Source organism: Herbaspirillum sp. LeCh32-8 (assembly GCF_017814915.1).
Classification (GTDB): domain Bacteria; phylum Pseudomonadota; class Gammaproteobacteria; order Burkholderiales; family Burkholderiaceae_D; genus Herbaspirillum.
Genome location: NZ_JAGIPZ010000002.1, coordinates 294,862 through 315,037, shown reverse-complemented (window position 1 = coordinate 315,037; position 20,176 = coordinate 294,862). Strand labels below are relative to the sequence as shown.

Sequence of the window (20,176 nt, the reverse complement as noted above, 5' to 3'; positions counted from 1 at the left end):
AGATGGATGAACAGCACTTCATTCGGCTCGGTCTCTATCGCCTCCGACATCCTCTCCCGCCTGTAAAGCTCAAGGTCATCCACTCCTTAGCGGAGGCCTTACAGAGCGACAAAGGCGAACTTGTCTGGAAAGAATATCTCGCACACCTTTCCAGTCTGTCGCTTGAGTCTGAGGCCGCGGAGGCACTCATGGTTGCTTTCCTCGCCAGAAAATCGCCATTGGTAAGCACTGCTGCGCTTCGGCAAGCATTGACCGCACCGTCTCCAATATCTGACTATATTTTGATGGAAATGTCTGGCCAACCGCCGCTCATCAACCTTTGGTCAAAGGCCCACTCTGGCGAAGTGCCAAAATTTTATGCAATTGCAGAAGAAGCTACTGCGATAACGCATCCTCGAATAGTCCCGCCAATAGTAAAGACCAGGCTTACCGGCCTGGAGGAGATGTCGGGCTACCCATTCGTGCGTCAATGGGAATATGAAGTGGAGCGTCTTATTGCTCGTTTTGGACAACCGGCTACCGGGTCGTTTGAATACTGGACCGAAGGCTCTGGCAGCGTGACTCAGGTCATTCCACGACCTTGTCATTATGCGCGGTCTGCCTATTTAAGAACTCTCTCGTTGGCTTTTGACAAGTGGGGCATGCCCGAAGATGAAGTCTATCAAGAGGCAGCGTACGTCATACCCGGAAGTCTTATCTACACACAGATGCCACCAGGTGAACGCCCCTCTTGGGCTGGCCGACTAGCATCTACACAAGTGACCGAAGAAACCGATTGCTCTACGCTAGTTCGTGCGCTGATTAAAGAATGTGCTGACGCCGGCGACACACTGCTGCATTTGAACTCACCTCTGCAAAGGAGCGAAGTGTTTTGCGCTGATTTACGGATAGCCGCATGTTATACCGAGGGGCCCTCGGCCAATCCAAAAATGGCTATGAGAATGCATGACTACTTTCTGAACAAATACATCACTTTTGCTCAAGAAGACGCAGACGAGATGCAGATTCCATCAATCGCTATACAGCCGATGCAATTCAATAACGGTGCAAGAGCACTTCCGGCAATAGCACCTGCCCCCATGCACAATATCGGTTATCTCACTACTGACTTAATTCCGCGCTTCCCACACCTTCCGGTTCCCTACAGCGAAGACACCGTTATCAATGCAGTTCCCGCGGCTGGTGGTTTAACTCTCAAAATGGGTGATGAAGCCATAGGTTACTTAAATTACTGGAACCAACAATGGAAAGCCAGTCATCCTCGCGATGCAAGTACCCCATGTGGAGTCTCGCTGGTCATGAAGAAGGAGCCCCTCGAGAATATCGCTCCTGGGCATGGCTATAGGCTTCAACATTTTTGGGAACTCACGATTCTCGAGCGAGAGGAATCGTATTCAGACTGGAATTGGCGAATTCTTCACGGCTCAATAGAATAAAAGCGCCGTATGTTCGGCCACACTCCCTTCTCATCAACTATTTTTACCAAATTTTGGTCGGCATTTTGAAATCCAACGTGAAAACCAAAAGCACATCGCAGCGGACAACCGTAATCGTTCACGACGTTGAAATGGAGATTTGGGTAGCTCCAGCCGGCAAATCCAGCTGGCGCGCCTGGGACTTTTTCAATAGCAGCCAAATCGAAACTAGCGGCCCGACAATATCGGAGGCTGCCGCGGCCTGGAAGGCCCAGGCCGCTCGAAAATCTATTGAATCCACCTTTTAGGCTAGCGTCCGTTTAGCCGTCGGCGTTTTCGAGGGTACGGACTTTGGGCGCTTCCCGCTTAAAACGGAAGCGATTCAGGAAAGCTACAGTCGCATCCTTCAGACCTGGAACAACCGACAAGGCCGTCTTGAATTCATCGGACCGGATTAGTTCGTGCATAGGACTGCCAGACACTTCGTTATCCACCAGTCGCAAGGGAATTTCATCAAGTCGCCCGATTGCCGTGGCAAACAGCTGCGCCTCGAGCAGCGGGTCTAAGCGAGCGGCTTCGCTACGATAACCCTCATAGGCCGTAGCAAGGGCAGCTTTGTATCCATAGTCCTCAGCAAGACGGAATCGTTGGCCAATTTGCATAGTGGCCATCCAGGCAAACCAAACTGCCGGGGCGAGACTAAGTACGGAAATGACCATGTGGATTCCAACTATCCCCCACTTCGGGTCTCCCGATAGAGCTGCAAGAATGACTGGGAATCGAAGATGACCGATGCCAACTGCGCCGAGGAGTGAAACCAGCAGCAAAAATACCCAAATCGTCGTCGATTTGTTCAGTGTCTCTTCTTTCTTTTTGAAAGCCTGCGCAAGACCCTGTGAAGTTGCCGCACGATAGACATCGTTAATATTCTTCAGAATTGCTTGTGCCTGCTTCGCATCTTCTTCCAGTTGCACCTTATGCTTCTCTGAGGCTTCTGCACTAAGTTTTGCCTCCAGTTCGCTTGATTGCGCAGATTTCCTTGTCCGCTCAAGCTCCAACAAAGCATCAGCCAAATCCTTCTGAGTTGCTGGAAGATTGTCCGCAGCATCATAAGCATTCTGAATTTGCTGCAGCTTCTTCTCGATGTCTTTCATGTTCGCAGTAGACCAATCGAGCTGCTCTTGTGCGAGTTTGACCTTCTTCCTCAACCCCGCTGGCAAACGCAATGGAGCCTTCATCTCCATCATTCCAGCACTTGAAGATAGCAGCACTTCCAACGTAGAAAGGAAAGAACAAAGTGCCACCGGCGCGTTAGATGAATTCTGGCTGAAGAAGCTTGGGACAGACTCCGACATCTTAGTAACCTTCTCAGCCAGAGAATTCAAGTAAGAATGCCGGCTCTCATCAAGAGAACTCCAATCAGCCGCCTCAGTGAATTCAATTAACGCCGTGACTGAAACTGCGATATCCATTGGTGTCAGGGACATCAATGCGAAACTTCTACTATTGGGTTTCAGATGTTGAAGTGCTGCTTTAAGGTCCTTAAGTGACGATACTAACGGCTCTAATTGCATTGAATTCCCCCATTTGTATTTTTAGGCTTTCGACGGCAGCTTACCTACGTAACTACCAGTTACCATTATCCAATAGTTCGCTCCCTTGGTGAACGGGCGTCCATCCCCATCTCAATCACTTTCTATCACCCCTCAATTATTTTTCTGAGACTGGGCATTGCATCCTCAAAAGTCCGATTGAAGTGCAGTGGCGTGGCCGGCACCGCGTCCGAAATCAGTCAAGACGAAACAGCCAGTGGCGAAGAAATCTGCTACAGAAAAGAAAGATAACTACCCAAAAACAGGGTCGCTATTTTGATTTTGTGTCTCACCGTCCGGCAGGTCGGTCAGGCCCCACGAAGCACGAGACCACCACCTTCCTGCTCCAAATAACTACATATCTCCTTGGACACATCTATTGCGTAAGAAACTTCTTCCGCAGTGACTTCCTCGGAAAAGAGATGGACGCTCTTGTTTCTTATGTCTCGCAAGCGTCGAAATTTTAAGTCCAGGTCCCCACGTACAAAGCGGACTCGGAATAATTCAGTGGAATCCCTAGCATTACGTACGAATCCACCGACGGTCAGCTTTTGTTCAACGGCAGCAAAGGCGGCGACAGCAGCTAGGCGCAATGCTGACTGGTTACTGCCCACATAATTCTGCATAGCCAACTGAAGGAATCCGAAACTAGAAACCTCAGGCCCATCGGATGGCGAGCGAATTGTTTCCGTGCGCTTCTTCTCCCGTTTCCCAGGAGCCGCTTTCGGCGCCAAACCTTCAACCATACGCAGTCGCTCAAGCACCCAATCCCACGTATGCACTTTGATGCCGGACGGTGACCAGAAATATGCTTCTCTCCTCGCATAAGCGAGCCTCGCTTGGCTCATAGCAGCATCCTCGTCGCGTTCTGATGCCTTGACTACACGCGCGTTCTGACCAATGATGATGCCGCCAGGTCGGATGTCGTCCAATGTGCTTTCAACTTGGTACTTCGCGCGAAAGCTTTCGCTCGTACCTAATTCGGAGACGTAATTTATGAGCTGATTTTCAGCGCCATACAATTCGTCGCTTGGCCGGACTCGATTTTCTGCACGGTCAAACTGGAACAAATACTTTTACGGAGCTTTGAGCTCCCAAACATATGCGATATGGCGCGGGAATACACCGCCAGCATCAATCTTGACGGATACAACGAAATCGCTATCACCAACTCGGGAGCGCTCTTCGGTATCGCTCATGAGAACGTCGGATGGAGAAATCTGCTGAGGGACTAAAAAATGTGCGATTTCCGAAAGAAATTTCCCACATTGGACCTCGGTAGAGTGTTCCTGAGATATGAGTTCTTCCAACTTCGTTGCATTGGACATATTCAATATTGTCGTCGACTGTTCTTAGGCCTGCCGTTCCAGGGAGCAGAACGTTAACACGTACAGCTCAAGAGAGCCGCACTGTGCAATCGGCACGCTAAATTAAAGAGCATTTATCTGCAAAACAGGGGGTGGATAGATTCCGATTGGCTGCCAACTCTCTTTGCAAGTGGCCAACGTAGCGGTGTGCAAACACGACACGAACGCCCGGGCCATAGCGCTAGACGCGAAAGAATAGACCACATGGTCAATCTCTATCTCTTTATCGTTTGAATCAACCATATTTCCTCCACCTCGGCGCTGAATCTTACCACCGGATATTCTTCTGTTCAGCCGCAGCGTCGGCGCACCTATCGCACGATATGAAACAAAGTATATTCATGACCTCGAATACCCACTACGTGAACACGCTGGGCTACTTCATCTAGCCAGTCGTCCGGCTGATGTGCCAACCATTTTCCAGGAAAGATGAAATGAGCAAGGCATTTATCTCAACTCTCTTCACTAGACTTCTCGAGCAAATCCTGATTAGCGCAGTTATTTTGCTATTTGCGTTTCTTATCGTCGGAACCAAAACTGCAATCGAGAATGGTGGCATTGGCGACGGCGACGTCGCCACATGGATTCAGGCTATTAGTTCGGTGCTTGCACTCGGCGCAGTGTTCCTGGCAATTGAAAGGCAAGTTAAGCGTCAGCGCGACTTAGAAACGGAAAAGGAAAATCGGGAAAGTAAACGTCGAAGCGTGCTTTTCGAGGGTATAGCGAGAGCTGTTCGAGATATGGCCGAAGCAATGCTGGAAGAAGACGAAGCACAAAACGCAGCCTTCTTTGACGATTTCAATCCTGCAGTAATCTTGCATTATCGCGACTTGTTTAGAGGCATTCCGGTCATGGACATCCCATCACCAAATATGATTCAAGCCGTTACCATGCTTCCTATCGCCCTAGCTAATCTCAACCTCGTATTTGAAATTGCTGAAGGAAGCGACGCATACCAACATGCCCACATGAGGGAACTAGGGCTGACTGACAGAGCGAAGGTCGTCAGAGACCTCGCTACAGATATTCTTGCCCACGACCTGTGACAGAAAATTCAATAGGAGCTTCGTATGCGGCATTCAACGCGGCGCAAAAAGAAGCTAGTTGCGCAAGGCAGTGGGAAAAACTCCGTCACGCTCTACTATCAAAAGATACCTGCTGAGCAATTTATCGCTCTTCCCATTGAACAGCGTTATTGCCTGCTCCTTATGGGACACATCCACCATGAACTGAATTGGATTCAACGGATGGCGTTCGTCGCGACGCGAGAAGCCAAATTTAGGCACGAGGCGCAGCGCCAAGCCCAGATGATGCAGTCTTTAATGCTCGCTCGGTTATTCTTCGGAAAATTGTTCGAGTTTTCGAAGCTTCTCAGTCCACAGAATTCTCTTTTACGGCAGTTCATAACAAAGAACTACCGACCAGGAGACGAGCAGTCCGGGAGCACGAGAGTGGCAGAGCTACTAGAACAGTTCAATACTGAAAAGTGGATTCGCATGGGGCGTAACAAACACTTCATGCACTATCCAGAATTAAATGACGTAAGGGCCACTCTTGAGGACCTTGCGATTCGCTGGGACTTAGAAATTTATCACGGTAGCAGGTCAACCAACACGCTCTATCCTACGTCGGATGTCTTTGCAAACTACGCTTGGTTCCGCCTCGTCAATTCAGAGGCGCCTATGACCGGCCTTGGAGAAGCATTAGATACACTGACTACCATCTCCAGGCTTGAACTAAGCACCCTGGAAGAATCGATTGGCTATTTCGTCGACGGCAACCTGATGCCGCTCAACCAAAACGAGCGTGTCAATCTCAAGGTTACGAACAGCAAGGAGAATACGCTAACCTACTTTCATACCCACAAAAAGGTCTGATTTTTAAAATTGGTGCGGAGTGGAGGAATCGAACCTCATGCGCTCCTCATTGGCACATCTCACAAATCAATACCCGTCTATCTCTCATTCAGATTGGAATTTACTCACCAGAGCTCCGCAGGAACGCCATTCCGCACCAAATACTTGCCATCAGTTTCAAAATAACGGCGATTGAATTTTGCATAGTTCCCTCCACAAAGTTAAATGCTGCGATAACAACGGAAGCGAAGAATTCCAATCCAAACGAGATTACAACGTGCACATCAAAGTGGACATGAAGCTCCAAGAAGGTGAGCCATCTCTACTTCATTCGAGTGGCTAGATTAAACGAATACTATTTTGCGCCGGATAACTCTTGCAGCAGAACCTTAGCTCGTTCACGCTCTTTCTTTTTCAAGATGCCCCAAGCCAGAACCACATCCGCTAGGGCATCATCCTCGCAATAGAAAAAAGCCGCCGGTATAGATAGTGCGGCCCCAATCTTTTTGGCCACTTCAAACGGCGGCTCATGTACGCCAGTCTCGTAGCGACTGATGCGCGCACTGGCCGTGGTCTCGTCCAAGCCGATTTGAACACCCAACCGGTCTTGCGGAATATCCGCATGCAGGCGCGCCTGCCGTAGACGAACCCCGAAAACAGTTGATGGGGCCTTTTTTGACATCCTGCGATATTCGTAGAATACGCTTGCGAAATCTCTACGAAATACGTAGACTTTCTTCAACGAAATCGCAAAACTGGCGTTTTCTCATATACGAAGCAAGGAAAACATCGATTCCGGGGGGAATCATGCTCGACGCATCTCACACCCCAGCCAAGAGGGTGCTGCGTCACCCAGGTGCAAGCGACGCACTCAGGCCGATAAAGGCACGACGCCTCCCAGACGTCACAGTCATCAAACCAAAGAGATAACTATGCTGAGAAAAGTATGGGGCGCAGGCCTCTGCCTGCTGTTGACCTGCAGCCTGCAATCCACCAAGACCATTCATCGGCACTTGTTATCCGCTTTTCCGTTGGAAAAGCCTGTGGATAGCCACGCCCTAAAAACGGTGCCCAAGCAAATGGCAATAGAGTTCCGATATGTAAAAACCTTTTGATTGTTCTTCATATTCCCCCAGCGAATACAAGGCTATCACAGCCAAACCGCACGTATTTTCGAGTGTCGACCCGTGCTTTATTCGCCAGTGGGTGTATTCCTGACACAAAAATGCAGAAGCCCTGACACGCAGGGCTTCTGTTCTACTGCTTAGGGTTTCAATTGTCTTTCATGAAGAGCCGAATACTCATAGACATGCCCGCGGCGAGCGTAAGAATTACGGCCATTCCAATCATTCCAGCAGCGAAGCTACCGGTAAGGTCCTTTAGATAGCCGACCAGGTAGGGCCCAGCAAAACCACCCAACGCACCGATTGAATTGATAAAGGCCAGACCACCGGCCGCAGCCTCTCCGGACAAGAACTTCCCGGGAATTGTGTAGAAAATGGTTCGTGCCGAAATCGTGCCAACCAGCGCTAAAGTGATTCCGACCATCGCTGGAACCAGATTAGCGAACGAAATCGAGAAGACCATGGCAACCGCCGCTAGCAAGCAGGCGATAACCAGATTTTTGATAGCACGCCCATTTTTATCAACGTGTGCAGCCCACCAAATCAATCCGATAGTCGCGAAGAAGTAAGGAATCGCCGATACCCAACCCGTAGCCCCCATGCTGACACCATGAGTTTTCAGGATTTGTGGCAACCAGATGCCAATCCCGTAGGACCCCAAGGTGAAGCTGAATGAGATGAGTGCCATCAGATAGACCCGCGGGTCTTTGAGAGCACCCTTCATGGATTTCTTCGTTTTGGCTGAAACCCCCTCTTTTTCGAGCAGCCGCTGAAGCGCATTGCGCTCCGATTCGGTGAGCCACTTAGCATCAACTGGCTTGTCCGCTAAAACGGCCAGCACCACCAGGCCCAAAAGGCACGCAGGCAAACCTGTCACGATAAACATCCACTGCCAGCCAGTCAGTCCCATCACACCGTCAAACTGTAGCAGCCAGACGGCGACAGGGCCACCAATGAGCGAAGACAAAGGAGTCGAAACCGTGAACCATGCGAGCACGCGTGCACGGTACTTGGCCGGGAACCAAAGCGTCAGGAAAAAAATGACGCCCGGGAAAAATCCAGCCTCGGCGACTCCGAGCAACAGTCGGAAGACATAGAAGCTATTGGGTCCCACGGACAGCGCGGTAGCAGCCGCTGCCAAGCCCCAGGTAATCATGATGCGGGCAATCCACTTACGAGCGCCAAAGCGATACATCGCCAGATTTGATGGCACTTCGCAGAGACAATACGCGGCGAACATGATGCCGGCGCCAATCCCGAACTGTGCTGCAGTCAGCCCCAGGTCTTTGTTCATCGTCAGCGCGGCAAAACCCACGCTAGTACGGTCCAAGTAGTTGAAGAAGTAGGCGAGTGCTAGCAGCGGAATCAGTCGCCAGGCTGCCTTGCGCAGAGCTGCGTTCTCTTCAGGGGTGAAATCGGCAGTAACCTCTTGGGGTATCTGCGCTTTGGATGCGGCGGCAGTTTTCATAATATTTGTCTCCTTATGCTTGAGACGGCATGACTATGGCGTGACCCACCCCTGAAGGCGGGCCATTCTTATATGGAATTGGTAAGCTCGCTTAAGCGCGCGGCTGGGGGAATCCTGGAACGTCCATGTCGGCAACCAGCACGGTTCCCGTCGACGATTCAGTAATAAACAGCTGTTTTCGCTCGGGGCCACCGTACGCCACATTCGTGCACGTGGGGCCCGCTGCCGAGCGAACGCGGGCGATGAGTTCACCATTAGGTGCAAACAAGAAGACGTGGCCCAAGGAGGCATGGGCGACCGCGATGTTGCCGTCATTGTCGAGGGCTACACCGTCCGGGCCGCTGGTGCCGAACATGGAACAGAAGCGACCAACCTTGGCCGTCCCGCCTTGAGTTGTCAGCGGCATGCGCCAGACTGCGTTGTCGCGTGTCATCGCGACGAAGAGAACAGATTCAGTACGGTCGAGAGTAAGGCCGTTGGGCGAGATACCGGTATTCAGCAGGCACTGCAAGTCGCCATTGGCTTTCAGCAGATAAACACGGCCGGTCTGGTCTTGCAGACCAGTTTGTCCCTGGTCGGTGAAATAGATATCGCCGTTTGAGGCGATGTTCAGGTCGTTAATACCTTTGAATGACTCACCATTGCGTCCGGACAGGATTGTGGACACGTCGCCGGTCTCGGGATTCAACTCCAACAGGCCTCTTGCATAGTCAGCAATCAGAATGCGGCCATCAGGATGGAATTTCAGACCATTGGGTTGCCCATCGTATTCGGCAATCTGGGTCCATTTGAGGTCTGGTGAAATACGGAAGATACGGCCGTAGGGGATGTCTACGATATAGAGATTTCCGTCCTTGTCGAACGACGGCCCTTCAATGAAACAGTCGACGGGATGCCCGCCTTTGTTCGCCTTTGCCCAAGCCGGCGACGTTCCACGTCGGCGAAACTCCTCTGGCATAGAGGTATAAACGCGACTTTGAATGACGCGGGGAGGATTATCAAGATACATCATGGCGAACTCGGCGAACAAAGGACAAAGAGGATTGGGCAGCAACTAGCGCTGCCCACTGATTGCAGGTTATTTGACCTGCTGCGCTGCTGCTTCTGCAAATCGATTCGTGTACGTCTTCTTCAAGTCGATTCTTGCGGAAGCCACTCCAGGGTCGTACTGACTCAGCACTGAGAGCGGAGTCTTCACAGCCTCTTCAGAGAACAGGCCCGTCTTCGAGAACATGGCCTTCGAAGAACCCCAGATTTCCTCATTGAGAGAAGCTTCCCCCAATTTGAAGTTGCTGGGCAGAGTTTTCACGATTTTCGCTGGAGTATTTGCGTCAATCCAACGGACCGTGCGCAAGAACGCATTGGCTACACGCTGAACGGTCTCGGGGTTCTTTTCCAGGAAGTCCTTGGTAACGTAGACGCAGGCGAAGGGATAGGCGCCACCGAAGGCCGCTTTCGAACCTTCGACAGTACGAGCATCGAAGAGCTGAACAGCCAGTTTCTTCCGGGACAACTGCGTTACCACCGGGTCATAGGCCAGAAGCGCATCGACATTCTTCGCCTCGAAAGCAACCATACCAGGCGCTCCGGAGCCAACCCCAATGAACTTCACATCGCGGTCCGTCAGGCCGGCACGGGCGACGTAGTATCGAGCAATCATATCGGTCGACGAACCAGGAGTTGTAATGCCAACGCGCATTCCCTTCAGGTCCTTTGCGGACTTGATTTTGTCAGCCAAGTCGGCTCGCACGTTGAACACGATACCAGGCACTTCGTTGAGCAAGAATACACCTACGATTTCCTTGCCTTTGGCCTGCATTTGAATGGTGTGGTCGTAGGAACCGACCACCAGGTCCACCGAACCACCGATGAGCGCTTGCAATGCCTTGCTACCGCCGGCCTGGAAATTCTCAAGGGTTACGTCCAGCCCTTCTTTCTTGAAGAAACCGAGTGTGCTTGCCAGGGGAGCTGGCGAGTAGCCCAAAATGGCCGAGCCTACGGCAATCTTGATTTCCGGTTTTTCTGGTGCTGCAGCATGTGCCGCAACGCTGAACACAACAGACGAAGCGAGTACCAGGAGCTTCTTGAAGGTCTTCAACATGTCGTTCTCCTCACTTAATAGATTTTTTTATCGCGTAGCCAATTCGGCTTCTTCGTTGTCTTGATTGGGGCGCCAGACCAGGAGACGTTTCTCCATCCGGTCGACGATGGCATCCAGGGCGACTACAAAGGCCGACAACAACACCAAGCCTGAAAACACGCCCGTTGCATCCATCACGCCTTCAGCTTGGGCAATCATGTGTCCCAGGCCCATCGACGAACCCAGGTACTCCGCTACCACCGCTCCCAGCACTGCCAGGCCGACCGATACCCGGAGGCTGGACAAAATCCAGCTAGTGGCAGACGGCAGATACACGTGGCGCAGAAGTGCCCCCTTGCTAGCCTTCAGCAGACGCGCGTTAGCTAAGACCACAGGATTGACCTCGCGCACACCTTGAAGCGTGTTGAAGAACGCCACAAAGAACACCAAAGTCAGGCCCAAGGCGACCTTGGAAGTAAGGCCAAGGCCGAACCACAGCACGTAGATAGGCGCCAAGAGGACGCGGGGAATTGCATTGAAGACCTTGATAAACGGATTCAGAACGGCGCGTGCGAATGGCGCCAGGCCCAACCAAATACCCAGAACAATGCCGCCGGTGATGCCGAATACGAAGGACAGGACGGTTTCGAGCAGCGTGACACCCAAATCGAACCAGATATCCGATGACGAAAACCACTCCGCGAGACGCCCCATGATGCTTGATGGCGCCGGGAAGAAGAATGGGTCAATCCATCCCATTCGAGAACCACACTCCCACAGCGACAATGCCCCGACGAGCAGCACCAGTTGAGTAGCTTTAATTTTTGACTTACGCCGCATGTTCTGTCTCCTTGATTTCGACCTTATCGATTTTTACGTCCTGGCTGCCATAGCTCTTCTCAACTTCTGCGCCCAGCAGGGCCCAGAGTTCGCGATACAGCTTCAGGTACTCGTTCGTGGTCGCCAGCTCGCTGACGTCACGCGGTCGCGGCAAAGTAATTTTCACTTCTCCAACGACGCGAGAGCCAGGGCCTGCAGACATCACCACGACTCGGTCAGCCAACGCAATGGCTTCCTCCAAATCGTGGGTGATGAAAATCAGGGAGCGCTTATCTTCCTGCCAGAGATTGAGGAGGATGCGGTGCATCAGCCGGCGCGTGTGCACGTCAAGCGCCGAGAACGGCTCGTCCATCAGGACGATTTTCGGAGACATAATCAGCGTCTGCGCCATGGCTACGCGCTTGCGCTGGCCGCCGGAGAGCTGGTGAATGTAGCGATGCTCAAAGCCCTTGAGTCCCACCTTGGCGAGCCAAGGCGCTGCGCGCTTACGAGCTTCCTCCACAGACAAGCCCTGGAAAACCAGGCCCAGGCCGACGTTGTCCAAGGCCGTCTTCCATGGAAGCAGCGCTTCTTGCTGCAGCATGTAACCTGCCACATCATTCAGGCCGGCGAGCTTTTTTCCAAATATGTTGACGGTACCTGCCGCAGCGGGCAGCAGTCCTGTCACCAGATTCAGGATGGTCGATTTGCCGCAGCCGGTAGGCCCCACGACGGCCACGAACTCTCCATCTGCGACTTCAAGATTGACCTCTTTAACAGCGGTGAAGTCGCCAAATTTGACGGCGACTTCACGCAGCTCGACTGCGTTTCCCTTGCGTATACTTTCCATGAACTGTCTCCATTTTTGTCATCATTGATTCTTGTGAAAGTTGAACGACAGGCCTATCGGGCTTCGCTCAATTCAGGATTTTTCTCGTAGGTCACGCCGGCTTCTTTGGCCAACTCTTCATTGTGACTTCCGATGCTGGGCACATCGATTCGTGTTCCGAAGCGGCGCCCGTTCATCTCCAAGGGGAGAGCAGGTATCGAGATTCTTTCTCCGGTTTGGATGGAGACGGCTGTCAGTCCTTGGGACTTCAGCAGGTGCTCGTCCTCGAACAACTCGACAGGTTTTTTGATTGGCGCGTATGGCAAGCCAGCTTCCTCGCACAGCGCCATCAGTTCGCTCTTGCTCAGCGCCGCGAACTTCGCGCGGAGATAAGGCATGAACTGGTCTCGGGCCTTGACGCGTTGATTATTCAGAGCCAAAGATTGGTCAGCAGCCAATTCAGTCAAGCCGAACACGTCACAGAACTGCTTCCATTGGGTATCGCTGACCACCCCGATAAATACCTGTTCATCATCCTTCGCGCTGAAGACGTCATAGACGGCCCACGCAGAAACCCGGTTAGGCATCGGCGCCACAGGCTTGCCGGTGATACGTTCCTGCGCCATATGCTGGCCAACCAGGAATGCCGAGTTTTCATAAAGCCCGGAGCGAATCAGCTGGCCTTTGCCTGTGCGTGCGCGTTCAATGACCGCCGACAGGATGCCGATGGCGGCGAACATCCCGCCCATGACGTCATTGACTGACGCACCCGCGCGTAATGGGCGCCCTTCCGGGCCCGTCATGTAGGCAAGACCCGACATCATCTGAACGACTTCATCCAGAGCCGCACGCTTCTCATATGGCCCCGGCAAGAATCCCTTCATCGAGCAGTAGATGAGGTCTGGCTTGATGCTTTTCAGCGATTCGTAATCCAGTCCGATTTTCTCCATCGCGCCATGGCGGAAGTTCTCGGTGACGACGTCAGCGGAAGCAATCAGCTCTTTCACGAACGCCATTCCAGACTCGGACTTCAGGTCCACTGCCACGCTCTTCTTGTTGCGGTTGTAAGTGACCCAATATCCGGCACCAGAGCCCATCAGCCGACGGGTGTTATCACCGGTTTCAGGTTCGACCTTGATGACTTCTGCGCCGAGGTCCGCCAGAACGAGACCACAGGTCGGTCCCATGACCATGTGGACAAACTCGATGACGCGGATACCCTGCAGGGGTAGGCTTGCTTGCTGTTCGTTGCTCATGCGTGTGTCACTCCGTATTCAAAACCCTTAGGAAGTCCGACGTTCGAAACGAATCCATAGAGCTCCTCGCCCGGCAGACCGCCCAGCAGCACAGCTCGTGCGGCCACCAATTTCTCAATATCGATGCCGGTGTTGATACCCATCGACTCCAACAGGAACACCAAGTCTTCCGTGACGATGTTTCCGGTTGCTCCTGGGGCATACGGGCATCCACCAATGCCGCCTTGGCTCGCATCGAAGGTCGTCACACCGACCTCGAGTGCCGCCAACACATTCGCCAAGCCGAGGCCCAGGGTGTTGTGGAAGTGCGCGCCACCTGCACGTGCGCCGACTGCGCGCTGCAGCCGCGGGAAAAGGCGACGCACTTGCGCAGGGTTCGCGTAACCCGACGTGTCTGACAGGCCAATCTCATCCACACCAAGTTCGGCCATGATTTCAGCCAAGCGAATCACATCGTCTTCAGGCACGACACCTTGAATCGTGCAGCCGAACGCAGTCGACAGTCCGGCCTCGACATGAATGCCTGGGTACTTTGCGTCCCGCAACTCCATCACTCCGCGCACCTCTGCGATGACCTGCTCATGGGTCTTGCGGATGTTGGAAAGGGAATGAGGTTCGCTCACGGATACAGGGAGGGTGATTTTGTGGATGCCGCTCTCAAACGCTTTCTCAGCCCCTTTCAGATTTGGGACCAGCGCAGTTACGTGCAGCCCAGGAATCGTTTTCGCGTATGCAACCACCTCGGCGATGTCGGCCATTTGAGGCAACAGCTTCGGCGGTACGAACGAGCCGACTTCAATTTCCTTCAAGCCGGCCGCCGCCAGGGCCGAAATCCACTTCAATTTCGCTTCAGTAGGCATCACCCGCGACAGGGCTTGCAGCCCGTCACGTGGACCAACCTCGCTCACCAAGATGTTTTCCATCATTTCTCCGTGTTCTATCTTACAGAACGTCGTTCTGTTTTAGGAACATTATGGAAGTCGTCAAATGGGCTGTCAATGGAATTCGCTGGCGACTTCACGCTGCAAAGCAGCAAAGTGAAGCGGCAATTTCAAGATTAAATTGGCTTGGATATAGGGAGAAATGCGGCGTCCAGAGAAGGTTCGGCGCAAAAAAATAGGCCGCTAAGCGGCCTAAAGAGTGTGGTGCAGATGCAGTGAAAGACTAGGTCTTGCCAAAGCGTCTATTGAAGTGAGGAAATAATATTGAGCATTTCTGCTTATTTGTCATAGAGCCGCGTTGAACCGCCAAGCCCCTGCGTCATCTCTTTGGCTGCCGATAGAACAGCGTCTTTGTGCGTCTCCTTAAATCGCGTCGATGGCATAGTCAACGTGATGGCACCAACAAGCTTTCCCGTTGCGTCGAAGACTGGAGATGAAATACCCGAAACACCCTCCTGTCTATCGCCGTTAGAAGACATCTGCTTGTCATTGCGAATCTGCTCGTATGGTTCGCCAGGCTCGCCTTCGAATGCAAGCAAAACTCGGCCTCCACTGCCGCGATTCAATGGCAGCAAGGTACCCGCACGAATATGGTCACGAATTGGCTGCGGAGAATCTACTCGGTAGAGGCAAAGCCGCTGGTCCCCCTGACGAACGTGGAAGGACGCACTTTCACGGGTCACCTCTACCAACCGGCTCATCGCCGGCATAACCACCTCGGACAACGCAAAGGAATGCGAATACGCGGAATATAGTCGAGCTATCTCGACACCGAGTGAATAGCGCCCGTCATCTAATCTTTGTATCAGACGGCCATGCTCCAATGACGCAAGCAGTCGAAGAACCGTGCTTTTGTATAGGCCTGTCGCTTCGGCAATCTGTACCAGGCTCAAAGTTTCTGTTTCAACTCCAAACACCGACAGAATAGACAGGGCACGGTCCACCGCTGCGGCACCTCCTGGTGCAGCATCGATGTCAGACACAGACTGTTTTACTGGCTTTCTTGGCATACGTAAGCTCCGTTGATTCGGGAGCGATTCTACCGAGATTCGAGAAAACCGAGAACTTCACTTGATTAGGGCGGCATTAACCCCTACCACTGCCTGTTTTACGGCAGGCAGCCGTTATCCCCATTTGTACTTGATAAGCCTGTGGATAACCTCTATTGCCGTCTCGGCACGCTGCCTCCAGATTGGCAGCCTCGGAATTGCTCACTTAATGAGCAATAATGCAGAAGCCCCGACGAGCGGGGCTTCTGGTCCATCGGGTCCGATTCCTCTTACCTAGCGGTTGCTAGGCCAAGCAGAACTTGGCGGGCGACCTCGCGAGTCGGCTCAAGAGGTCCTGCAATGTAGCTTACCAAGCAGGCATTAGAACCGCAATCATTAGGCGAAAAGCCGTTTTTCTCTAAGGCGTTGAAATAATACGACGCTCTACCGTTCGTACGAAGCGGCAAAAACTTTCCTGAATCTGCTCAAAATCGGCAGTACCGGAACAATCTTTCCGGTTACGAAAAGCCCCATTAATTGTTATTTCGGCGCTCATCTTTTTTTAGTCAGCGAAACCGCTCATGCTGGTCGCATGACACCTACCGAGACCCACTCCGCGCACGTAACGCCCACAGAGGGCAATGTATTCGCCGACCTTGGATTTGAGCCAGAGCAGGCCGCGATATTGAAGGCTGAGTCGCAACGCATTATCGAGATGCAGCTTGCGGGAATGCGTCCGGGATAAACATGCGCACGAATATCGAAATCGACGTGGGCCTCATGGCAGATGTCCAACGTGAGTGCGGCATAAAAACCAGAAAAGAGGCAATTGACCTGGGCCTGCGGTCGCTGCTTCGCATTGGCCGGCAAAACTCCCTTCGTCAACTCAGTGGCGCCAGAGGCACTGAGCGTGACATAGTCTGGTCAGCAGCTTCAGAAGCACTATTCGAACGCCTTGCTACCCCTCTCGATGAGAGAGAAGCTGTTAAATATAATCACCGGTTCCTCAACGAGTACCAGCCGAACGTCAGCTTCATGTTGCCACCGGAGTTGGCGCACGAACTCTTGCAGGCATCAACTGCCGCCGTAGGCCGTCGTGACACCGATGAAGACGTGGGCGACTTGTTCATGATGGACTTTATCTGGGGCGGCACTCGCCTGAGAGGTAGCAGTTTGTCACGCTATGGTGCTCGGAAAGTGCTCTCGTCAAAAGAACTGCGACATGATTTGGACACTCTTGATGTGCTGAATCACTTCATTGTCCATAACAATCTGATTTGGTGGAATGATGGTCTCGACCTGACCTGCGACAGAATCCTGACAATAAATTCGCAACATATTGAAGGTCACTTCGACCCGAGTAGCAAAAGCGACTTCCGCAAGCACGCCACCAACATTCCTGGCAGCCAGTATTTCCCTCTTAGCGATGCGTTCATGTTAGCGGAGATGATGGACATACTCATCCAGAAAGCATGTGCCATTAGCAATCCCATCGAGGCCGCCTTCTTCCTGTGGCTGCATCTGGCGTATCTACATCCCTTCGATACGGCCAACCATCGCACGAGCCGCGCTGCCATGAACATCCCGTTGCTGAAGGCCGGCCTTGTACCTATCACCTTCGTCAACGTGGACAAAATCGACTACCAGAAAGCTAAGGTCGGCTTCTATGAGTTCAGAGATACATCAATTGCAGCGGACCTGTTCACTTGGGCCTATATGCAATCTGCCCGGCGATATCCTGGCTTTTGCCTCGAAGGCATATGGAATCCCGAGTTGAAACGACGCTAAATATGGTGAGAACAACAGGAGACATTGCCTCATCCGTCCAGGCCTTCATGGAACAGCACGGCATTAGCGAAGAAAGCATCGTTGCACGCTCGGGTCTCACACCAGCGGTCGTGCACCGTGTACTGGCTGGCCAGGAAGATTGCAACGTGTCGACCTTGTTGGCACTTCTGGATGGCGCGCACCTAGAGGTACTCGTCGTCCCTGAGGCAGCGTCAAAGGCGGTGGGCTCACTGTTTGAGCCGGCGAAGCCAGCGGTGAAAACTCGGGTAGACATTGTGCTCGATAAGGTTCGGGCTCAAGAAGCCGTAACCCATACGCGTATCGGAATGCCCCCAATGAAGAATGAGGAGCACCCAATTTGGAGTCTGGCCGCGAAGAGGCTATTCGCTGCGTTGGACCAACCCTGGGAGGAGCGTCCAGTTACTAGCTATCGGCCGGAGCTCCTGAAACAGTATCGTCCGAATGTGGATTCATTGCTCCCACCTGGAGTGGCTGAGGAGTTGGCTGCGCTTGGTGAACAGCGTGCAGCCCAGGAATACTTCATGCCCACGCTGGTCATGGATAAGTTTGTCCTGGAGTTCTCATGGGCATCATGCCGTCTGGAGCGCGAACGAATGTCGCTTGAGGAGGCCAAGAAGATACTTGAAGAAGATGCCCCGGGATGGCGAGACGAGGCGGTTCTGGTATCGAACGCTGACGCTATCAAGATGGTCTTGCGATACGGACGAAAGTGGCCACTATCCATCGATTTCATCCGAAACTCGCATGTGCAAATCATGAAGGATATGCTGTCCACGCGCCATCTCGGGCGTACAAGAACGGTCCATACGCAAGTTGGAAAATCCCGGTATCGGCCATTGCGCAGAGTGCCAGACATCGATGCGATGCTGGCGCTCGCATGCGCGCAGTCAGCTGAAATCCGGAATCCCATAGAGGCCGCATTCTTTTTATGGCTGCACATTGCCTACCTGCAGGTGTTCATCGAGGGAAATAAGCAGGCTAGTCGCGTGGTGGCGAACATCCCGCTCGTGAAGGCACGCTGCGCCCCCATTGCATTCATCGATATCGACGTCCACGACTACATGATGGCGATGCTAGGCTTCTACGAGTTTGGAGACGCCTCCATCGCGGCAGATATCTTCGAATGGTCGTATCGCCGGTCGTCCGAACGCTATGCCGGGATTTGGCACCTGGAGAGACCATGAGCGCGATACGCCATCTCTTGGTCACCAGCTATGCACAGGCAATCGGGAACATTCGTTGCGAACTACATCGCTCGGCTTTCGACTTCTATTACTACCCACATTGGCAGGCATCCACCGAGTCATTCCCTCTGTCGCCGCACTTTGGCTTGACTGCGGAAGGATTCAAATGGCGAGCGACTTACGGCTTCGTCGAAAACTTACTGCCCGAAGGCGATGCTCGAATGGCGGTAATGAAATACAGTCGACTGAGCGCCGACAACTTGTTCGCCATGGGCCGCCTTTTTGGTGCCGAACCGGCCGGCGCCGCAAGCTTCTTCTTTCACAGCGGTACGGCTGCTCTGCCAGCGGCTCAAGCTCCATTTCTCCGGAAAATCGACGATGAAGAGCTTTCAGAGCGCATCCAAGCGCGCCACCGGTGCATCCCGTTTGCGCAGTGGGACGGTGTTTGGTACCAGTCACTAGCGGGCGTTCAGGACAAGCTCCAAGTCATTTGGCACGACGGAAGACTGTTCTTGGCCGGTGGCTCACTCACTTCAACCCACCTGTTGAAACCAGAACCTCAAAGGCAAAGAACTCCATACCTGGTCGCCAACGAACACTTCTGCATGTCCTTAGCAGCGGCTGTTGGCCTTGACGTGCCTCGTGTCCAAATCCACCGAGTCCCAGAGGCGGTCTTGCTCATTGAGCGCTTCGACCGGACATACGCTCCGGGCGTCGACGTGCTGCAGCCAGGAAAGGTCGGCAGGACGCACATCATCGACGCATGCCAAGCATTGGATATGCCCAGCTGGAGAAAATACGAATGTCTCGGGGGGCATGACGACCGGCCCCCTGAGCGGCGGTACGGAGTCAGCTTTGAGAAGGTCTTCGGATTGGCGCCACTTTTTGAGGATGCGTCGGCCGCCAAGATGACTATTGTTCGATGGGCTCTGTTCAACCTGATGATTGGCAACTCGGACGCGCATGGCAAGAACATCTCGTTCCGACAGTCCGCCCGCGGCATTATGCCGGCGCCGTTCTATGACCTGGTATCAGTCCAGGTGTATGGCGAGAAGATGCTCCAGGAGATGGCGATGGCATTCGGGGACCAGTTCCTGGGGCACCAGGTTGGCGAAGCAGACTTGCTCAGTTTCGCTGCAGTCGCAGGCATTACGGACGGGGAGCTGATGCACGAATTAGCCAAGATGGCGACAGCAATCAAGGACCTGGCGCCGACGCTCGTGAATGTCGCCGACTACACCGCCCCCGAACGGGAGCTCGTTGGCAGTATTGCGACCTATGCGGCCATGCAAGCGCATAGGCTCATAGGAGCGCCACCCCGCCTACGACACAAGCTGGCCGACCTGATGGTAGAGATGCCGCAAGGGCTGCCGCGTGTCGACGGCTGGGATGACACGCCCTCGGCGGGACTGGAAAACAGCTGAGACGTGGCTGCGATAACTGAGAC

At 53.1% G+C, this 20,176-nt stretch carries 17 protein-coding genes; 6 read left to right on the top strand and 11 right to left on the bottom strand.

From position 1 onward, the window contains the following. The first annotated feature begins 2 nt into the window (after window positions 1–2). Window positions 3–1,436, top strand: coding sequence for a hypothetical protein (locus J8I26_RS06555; RefSeq protein WP_209605362.1), 1,434 nt, complete (start codon window positions 3–5; stop codon window positions 1,434–1,436). Between the two features lie 299 nt (window positions 1,437–1,735). On the opposite strand, the gene J8I26_RS06550 is transcribed toward J8I26_RS06555, so the two are convergent. Next, the gene (locus tag J8I26_RS06550) at window positions 1,736–2,902 is read right to left on the bottom strand and encodes a hypothetical protein (RefSeq protein ID WP_209605360.1); all 1,167 of its coding nucleotides are present in this window, start codon (window positions 2,900–2,902) and stop codon (window positions 1,736–1,738) included. 413 nt (window positions 2,903–3,315) lie between these two features. Continuing rightward, window positions 3,316–4,077: a hypothetical protein gene (locus J8I26_RS06545; protein WP_209605358.1), complete on the bottom strand. Its 762-nt coding sequence runs from the start codon at window positions 4,075–4,077 to the stop codon at window positions 3,316–3,318. Window positions 4,078–4,808: 731 nt separating this feature from the next. Here J8I26_RS06545 and J8I26_RS06540 point away from each other — a divergent pair. Together J8I26_RS06540 and J8I26_RS06535 are read left to right on the top strand one after the other, a co-directional pair. After that, window positions 4,809–5,420: a hypothetical protein gene (locus tag J8I26_RS06540; protein ID WP_209605355.1), complete on the top strand. Its 612-nt coding sequence runs from the start codon at window positions 4,809–4,811 to the stop codon at window positions 5,418–5,420. 24 nt (window positions 5,421–5,444) lie between these two features. Then, window positions 5,445–6,251, top strand: a complete 807-nt coding sequence (locus J8I26_RS06535; RefSeq protein ID WP_209605353.1) for a hypothetical protein — start codon at window positions 5,445–5,447, stop codon at window positions 6,249–6,251. Window positions 6,252–6,585: 334 nt separating this feature from the next. On the opposite strand, the gene J8I26_RS06530 is transcribed toward J8I26_RS06535, so the two are convergent. The 9 genes from J8I26_RS06530 to J8I26_RS06490 all read right to left on the bottom strand — a co-directional run bounded on the left by J8I26_RS06530 (window position 6,586) and on the right by J8I26_RS06490 (window position 15,757). Next, the gene (locus J8I26_RS06530; protein ID WP_209605809.1) at window positions 6,586–6,912 is read right to left on the bottom strand and encodes a helix-turn-helix transcriptional regulator; all 327 of its coding nucleotides are present in this window, start codon (window positions 6,910–6,912) and stop codon (window positions 6,586–6,588) included. Window positions 6,913–7,502: 590 nt separating this feature from the next. After that, window positions 7,503–8,822 (bottom strand): MFS transporter, encoded by a 1,320-nt coding sequence (locus tag J8I26_RS06525; RefSeq protein WP_209605351.1) that lies wholly within the window; start codon window positions 8,820–8,822, stop codon window positions 7,503–7,505. 91 nt (window positions 8,823–8,913) lie between these two features. Beyond that, a complete protein-coding gene (locus J8I26_RS06520; protein ID WP_209605349.1) occupies window positions 8,914–9,834 on the bottom strand; it encodes an SMP-30/gluconolactonase/LRE family protein in 921 nt (306 codons plus the stop codon). Window positions 9,835–9,900: 66 nt separating this feature from the next. Continuing rightward, the gene (locus tag J8I26_RS06515; protein WP_209605347.1) at window positions 9,901–10,923 is read right to left on the bottom strand and encodes an ABC transporter substrate-binding protein; all 1,023 of its coding nucleotides are present in this window, start codon (window positions 10,921–10,923) and stop codon (window positions 9,901–9,903) included. Window positions 10,924–10,950: 27 nt separating this feature from the next. Continuing rightward, window positions 10,951–11,742 (bottom strand): ABC transporter permease, encoded by a 792-nt coding sequence (locus J8I26_RS06510; RefSeq protein WP_209605345.1) that lies wholly within the window; start codon window positions 11,740–11,742, stop codon window positions 10,951–10,953. Further along, entirely contained in the window at window positions 11,732–12,571 is an 840-nt protein-coding gene (locus J8I26_RS06505) for an ABC transporter ATP-binding protein (protein ID WP_209605343.1), read from the bottom strand. Before J8I26_RS06505 ends, J8I26_RS06510 begins: the two co-directional genes overlap by 11 nt. Window positions 12,572–12,624: 53 nt before the next feature. Then, window positions 12,625–13,806, bottom strand: a complete 1,182-nt coding sequence (locus J8I26_RS06500) for a CaiB/BaiF CoA-transferase family protein (protein ID WP_209605341.1) — start codon at window positions 13,804–13,806, stop codon at window positions 12,625–12,627. Further along, the gene (locus tag J8I26_RS06495) at window positions 13,803–14,729 is read right to left on the bottom strand and encodes a hydroxymethylglutaryl-CoA lyase (protein WP_209605339.1); all 927 of its coding nucleotides are present in this window, start codon (window positions 14,727–14,729) and stop codon (window positions 13,803–13,805) included. Before J8I26_RS06495 ends, J8I26_RS06500 begins: the two co-directional genes overlap by 4 nt. 296 nt (window positions 14,730–15,025) lie before the next feature. After that, window positions 15,026–15,757, bottom strand: coding sequence for an IclR family transcriptional regulator (locus tag J8I26_RS06490; RefSeq protein WP_209605336.1), 732 nt, complete (start codon window positions 15,755–15,757; stop codon window positions 15,026–15,028). A 726-nt stretch (window positions 15,758–16,483) separates the two neighbouring features. On the opposite strand from J8I26_RS06490, the gene J8I26_RS06485 reads away from it, so the two are divergent. The 3 genes from J8I26_RS06485 to J8I26_RS06475 are packed head-to-tail and all read left to right on the top strand — an operon-like array spanning window position 16,484 to window position 20,153. Then, window positions 16,484–17,524, top strand: coding sequence for a Fic family protein (locus J8I26_RS06485; RefSeq protein WP_209605335.1), 1,041 nt, complete (start codon window positions 16,484–16,486; stop codon window positions 17,522–17,524). Continuing rightward, window positions 17,497–18,729 carry a Fic family protein gene (locus J8I26_RS06480; protein WP_209605332.1) on the top strand — a complete coding sequence of 411 codons (1,233 nt, stop codon included), beginning with the start codon at window positions 17,497–17,499 and terminating at the stop codon, window positions 18,727–18,729. Before J8I26_RS06485 ends, J8I26_RS06480 begins: the two co-directional genes overlap by 28 nt. After that, window positions 18,726–20,153: a HipA domain-containing protein gene (locus J8I26_RS06475; RefSeq protein ID WP_209605330.1), complete on the top strand. Its 1,428-nt coding sequence runs from the start codon at window positions 18,726–18,728 to the stop codon at window positions 20,151–20,153. Before J8I26_RS06480 ends, J8I26_RS06475 begins: the two co-directional genes overlap by 4 nt. The last annotated feature ends 23 nt before the right edge of the window (window positions 20,154–20,176 follow it).

Excerpts from the sequence above, each read along its gene's own strand:
- J8I26_RS06555 (WP_209605362.1), top strand. The coding sequence starts at position 3 with ATGGATGAACAGCACTTCATTCGGCTCGGTCTCTATCGCCTCCGACAT.
- J8I26_RS06550 (WP_209605360.1), bottom strand. The coding sequence starts at position 2,902 with ATGTCCCTGACACCAATGGATATCGCAGTTTCAGTCACGGCGTTAATT.
- J8I26_RS06540 (WP_209605355.1), top strand. The coding sequence starts at position 4,809 with ATGAGCAAGGCATTTATCTCAACTCTCTTCACTAGACTTCTCGAGCAA.
- J8I26_RS06535 (WP_209605353.1), top strand. The coding sequence starts at position 5,445 with ATGCGGCATTCAACGCGGCGCAAAAAGAAGCTAGTTGCGCAAGGCAGT.
- J8I26_RS06530 (WP_209605809.1), bottom strand. The coding sequence starts at position 6,912 with ATGTCAAAAAAGGCCCCATCAACTGTTTTCGGGGTTCGTCTACGGCAG.
- J8I26_RS06525 (WP_209605351.1), bottom strand. The coding sequence starts at position 8,822 with ATGAAAACTGCCGCCGCATCCAAAGCGCAGATACCCCAAGAGGTTACT.
- J8I26_RS06520 (WP_209605349.1), bottom strand. The coding sequence starts at position 9,834 with ATGATGTATCTTGATAATCCTCCCCGCGTCATTCAAAGTCGCGTTTAT.
- J8I26_RS06515 (WP_209605347.1), bottom strand. The coding sequence starts at position 10,923 with ATGTTGAAGACCTTCAAGAAGCTCCTGGTACTCGCTTCGTCTGTTGTG.
- J8I26_RS06510 (WP_209605345.1), bottom strand. The coding sequence starts at position 11,742 with ATGCGGCGTAAGTCAAAAATTAAAGCTACTCAACTGGTGCTGCTCGTC.
- J8I26_RS06505 (WP_209605343.1), bottom strand. The coding sequence starts at position 12,571 with ATGGAAAGTATACGCAAGGGAAACGCAGTCGAGCTGCGTGAAGTCGCC.
- J8I26_RS06500 (WP_209605341.1), bottom strand. The coding sequence starts at position 13,806 with ATGAGCAACGAACAGCAAGCAAGCCTACCCCTGCAGGGTATCCGCGTC.
- J8I26_RS06495 (WP_209605339.1), bottom strand. The coding sequence starts at position 14,729 with ATGGAAAACATCTTGGTGAGCGAGGTTGGTCCACGTGACGGGCTGCAA.
- J8I26_RS06490 (WP_209605336.1), bottom strand. The coding sequence starts at position 15,757 with ATGCCAAGAAAGCCAGTAAAACAGTCTGTGTCTGACATCGATGCTGCA.
- J8I26_RS06485 (WP_209605335.1), top strand. The coding sequence starts at position 16,484 with ATGCGCACGAATATCGAAATCGACGTGGGCCTCATGGCAGATGTCCAA.
- J8I26_RS06480 (WP_209605332.1), top strand. The coding sequence starts at position 17,497 with ATGGAATCCCGAGTTGAAACGACGCTAAATATGGTGAGAACAACAGGA.
- J8I26_RS06475 (WP_209605330.1), top strand. The coding sequence starts at position 18,726 with ATGAGCGCGATACGCCATCTCTTGGTCACCAGCTATGCACAGGCAATC.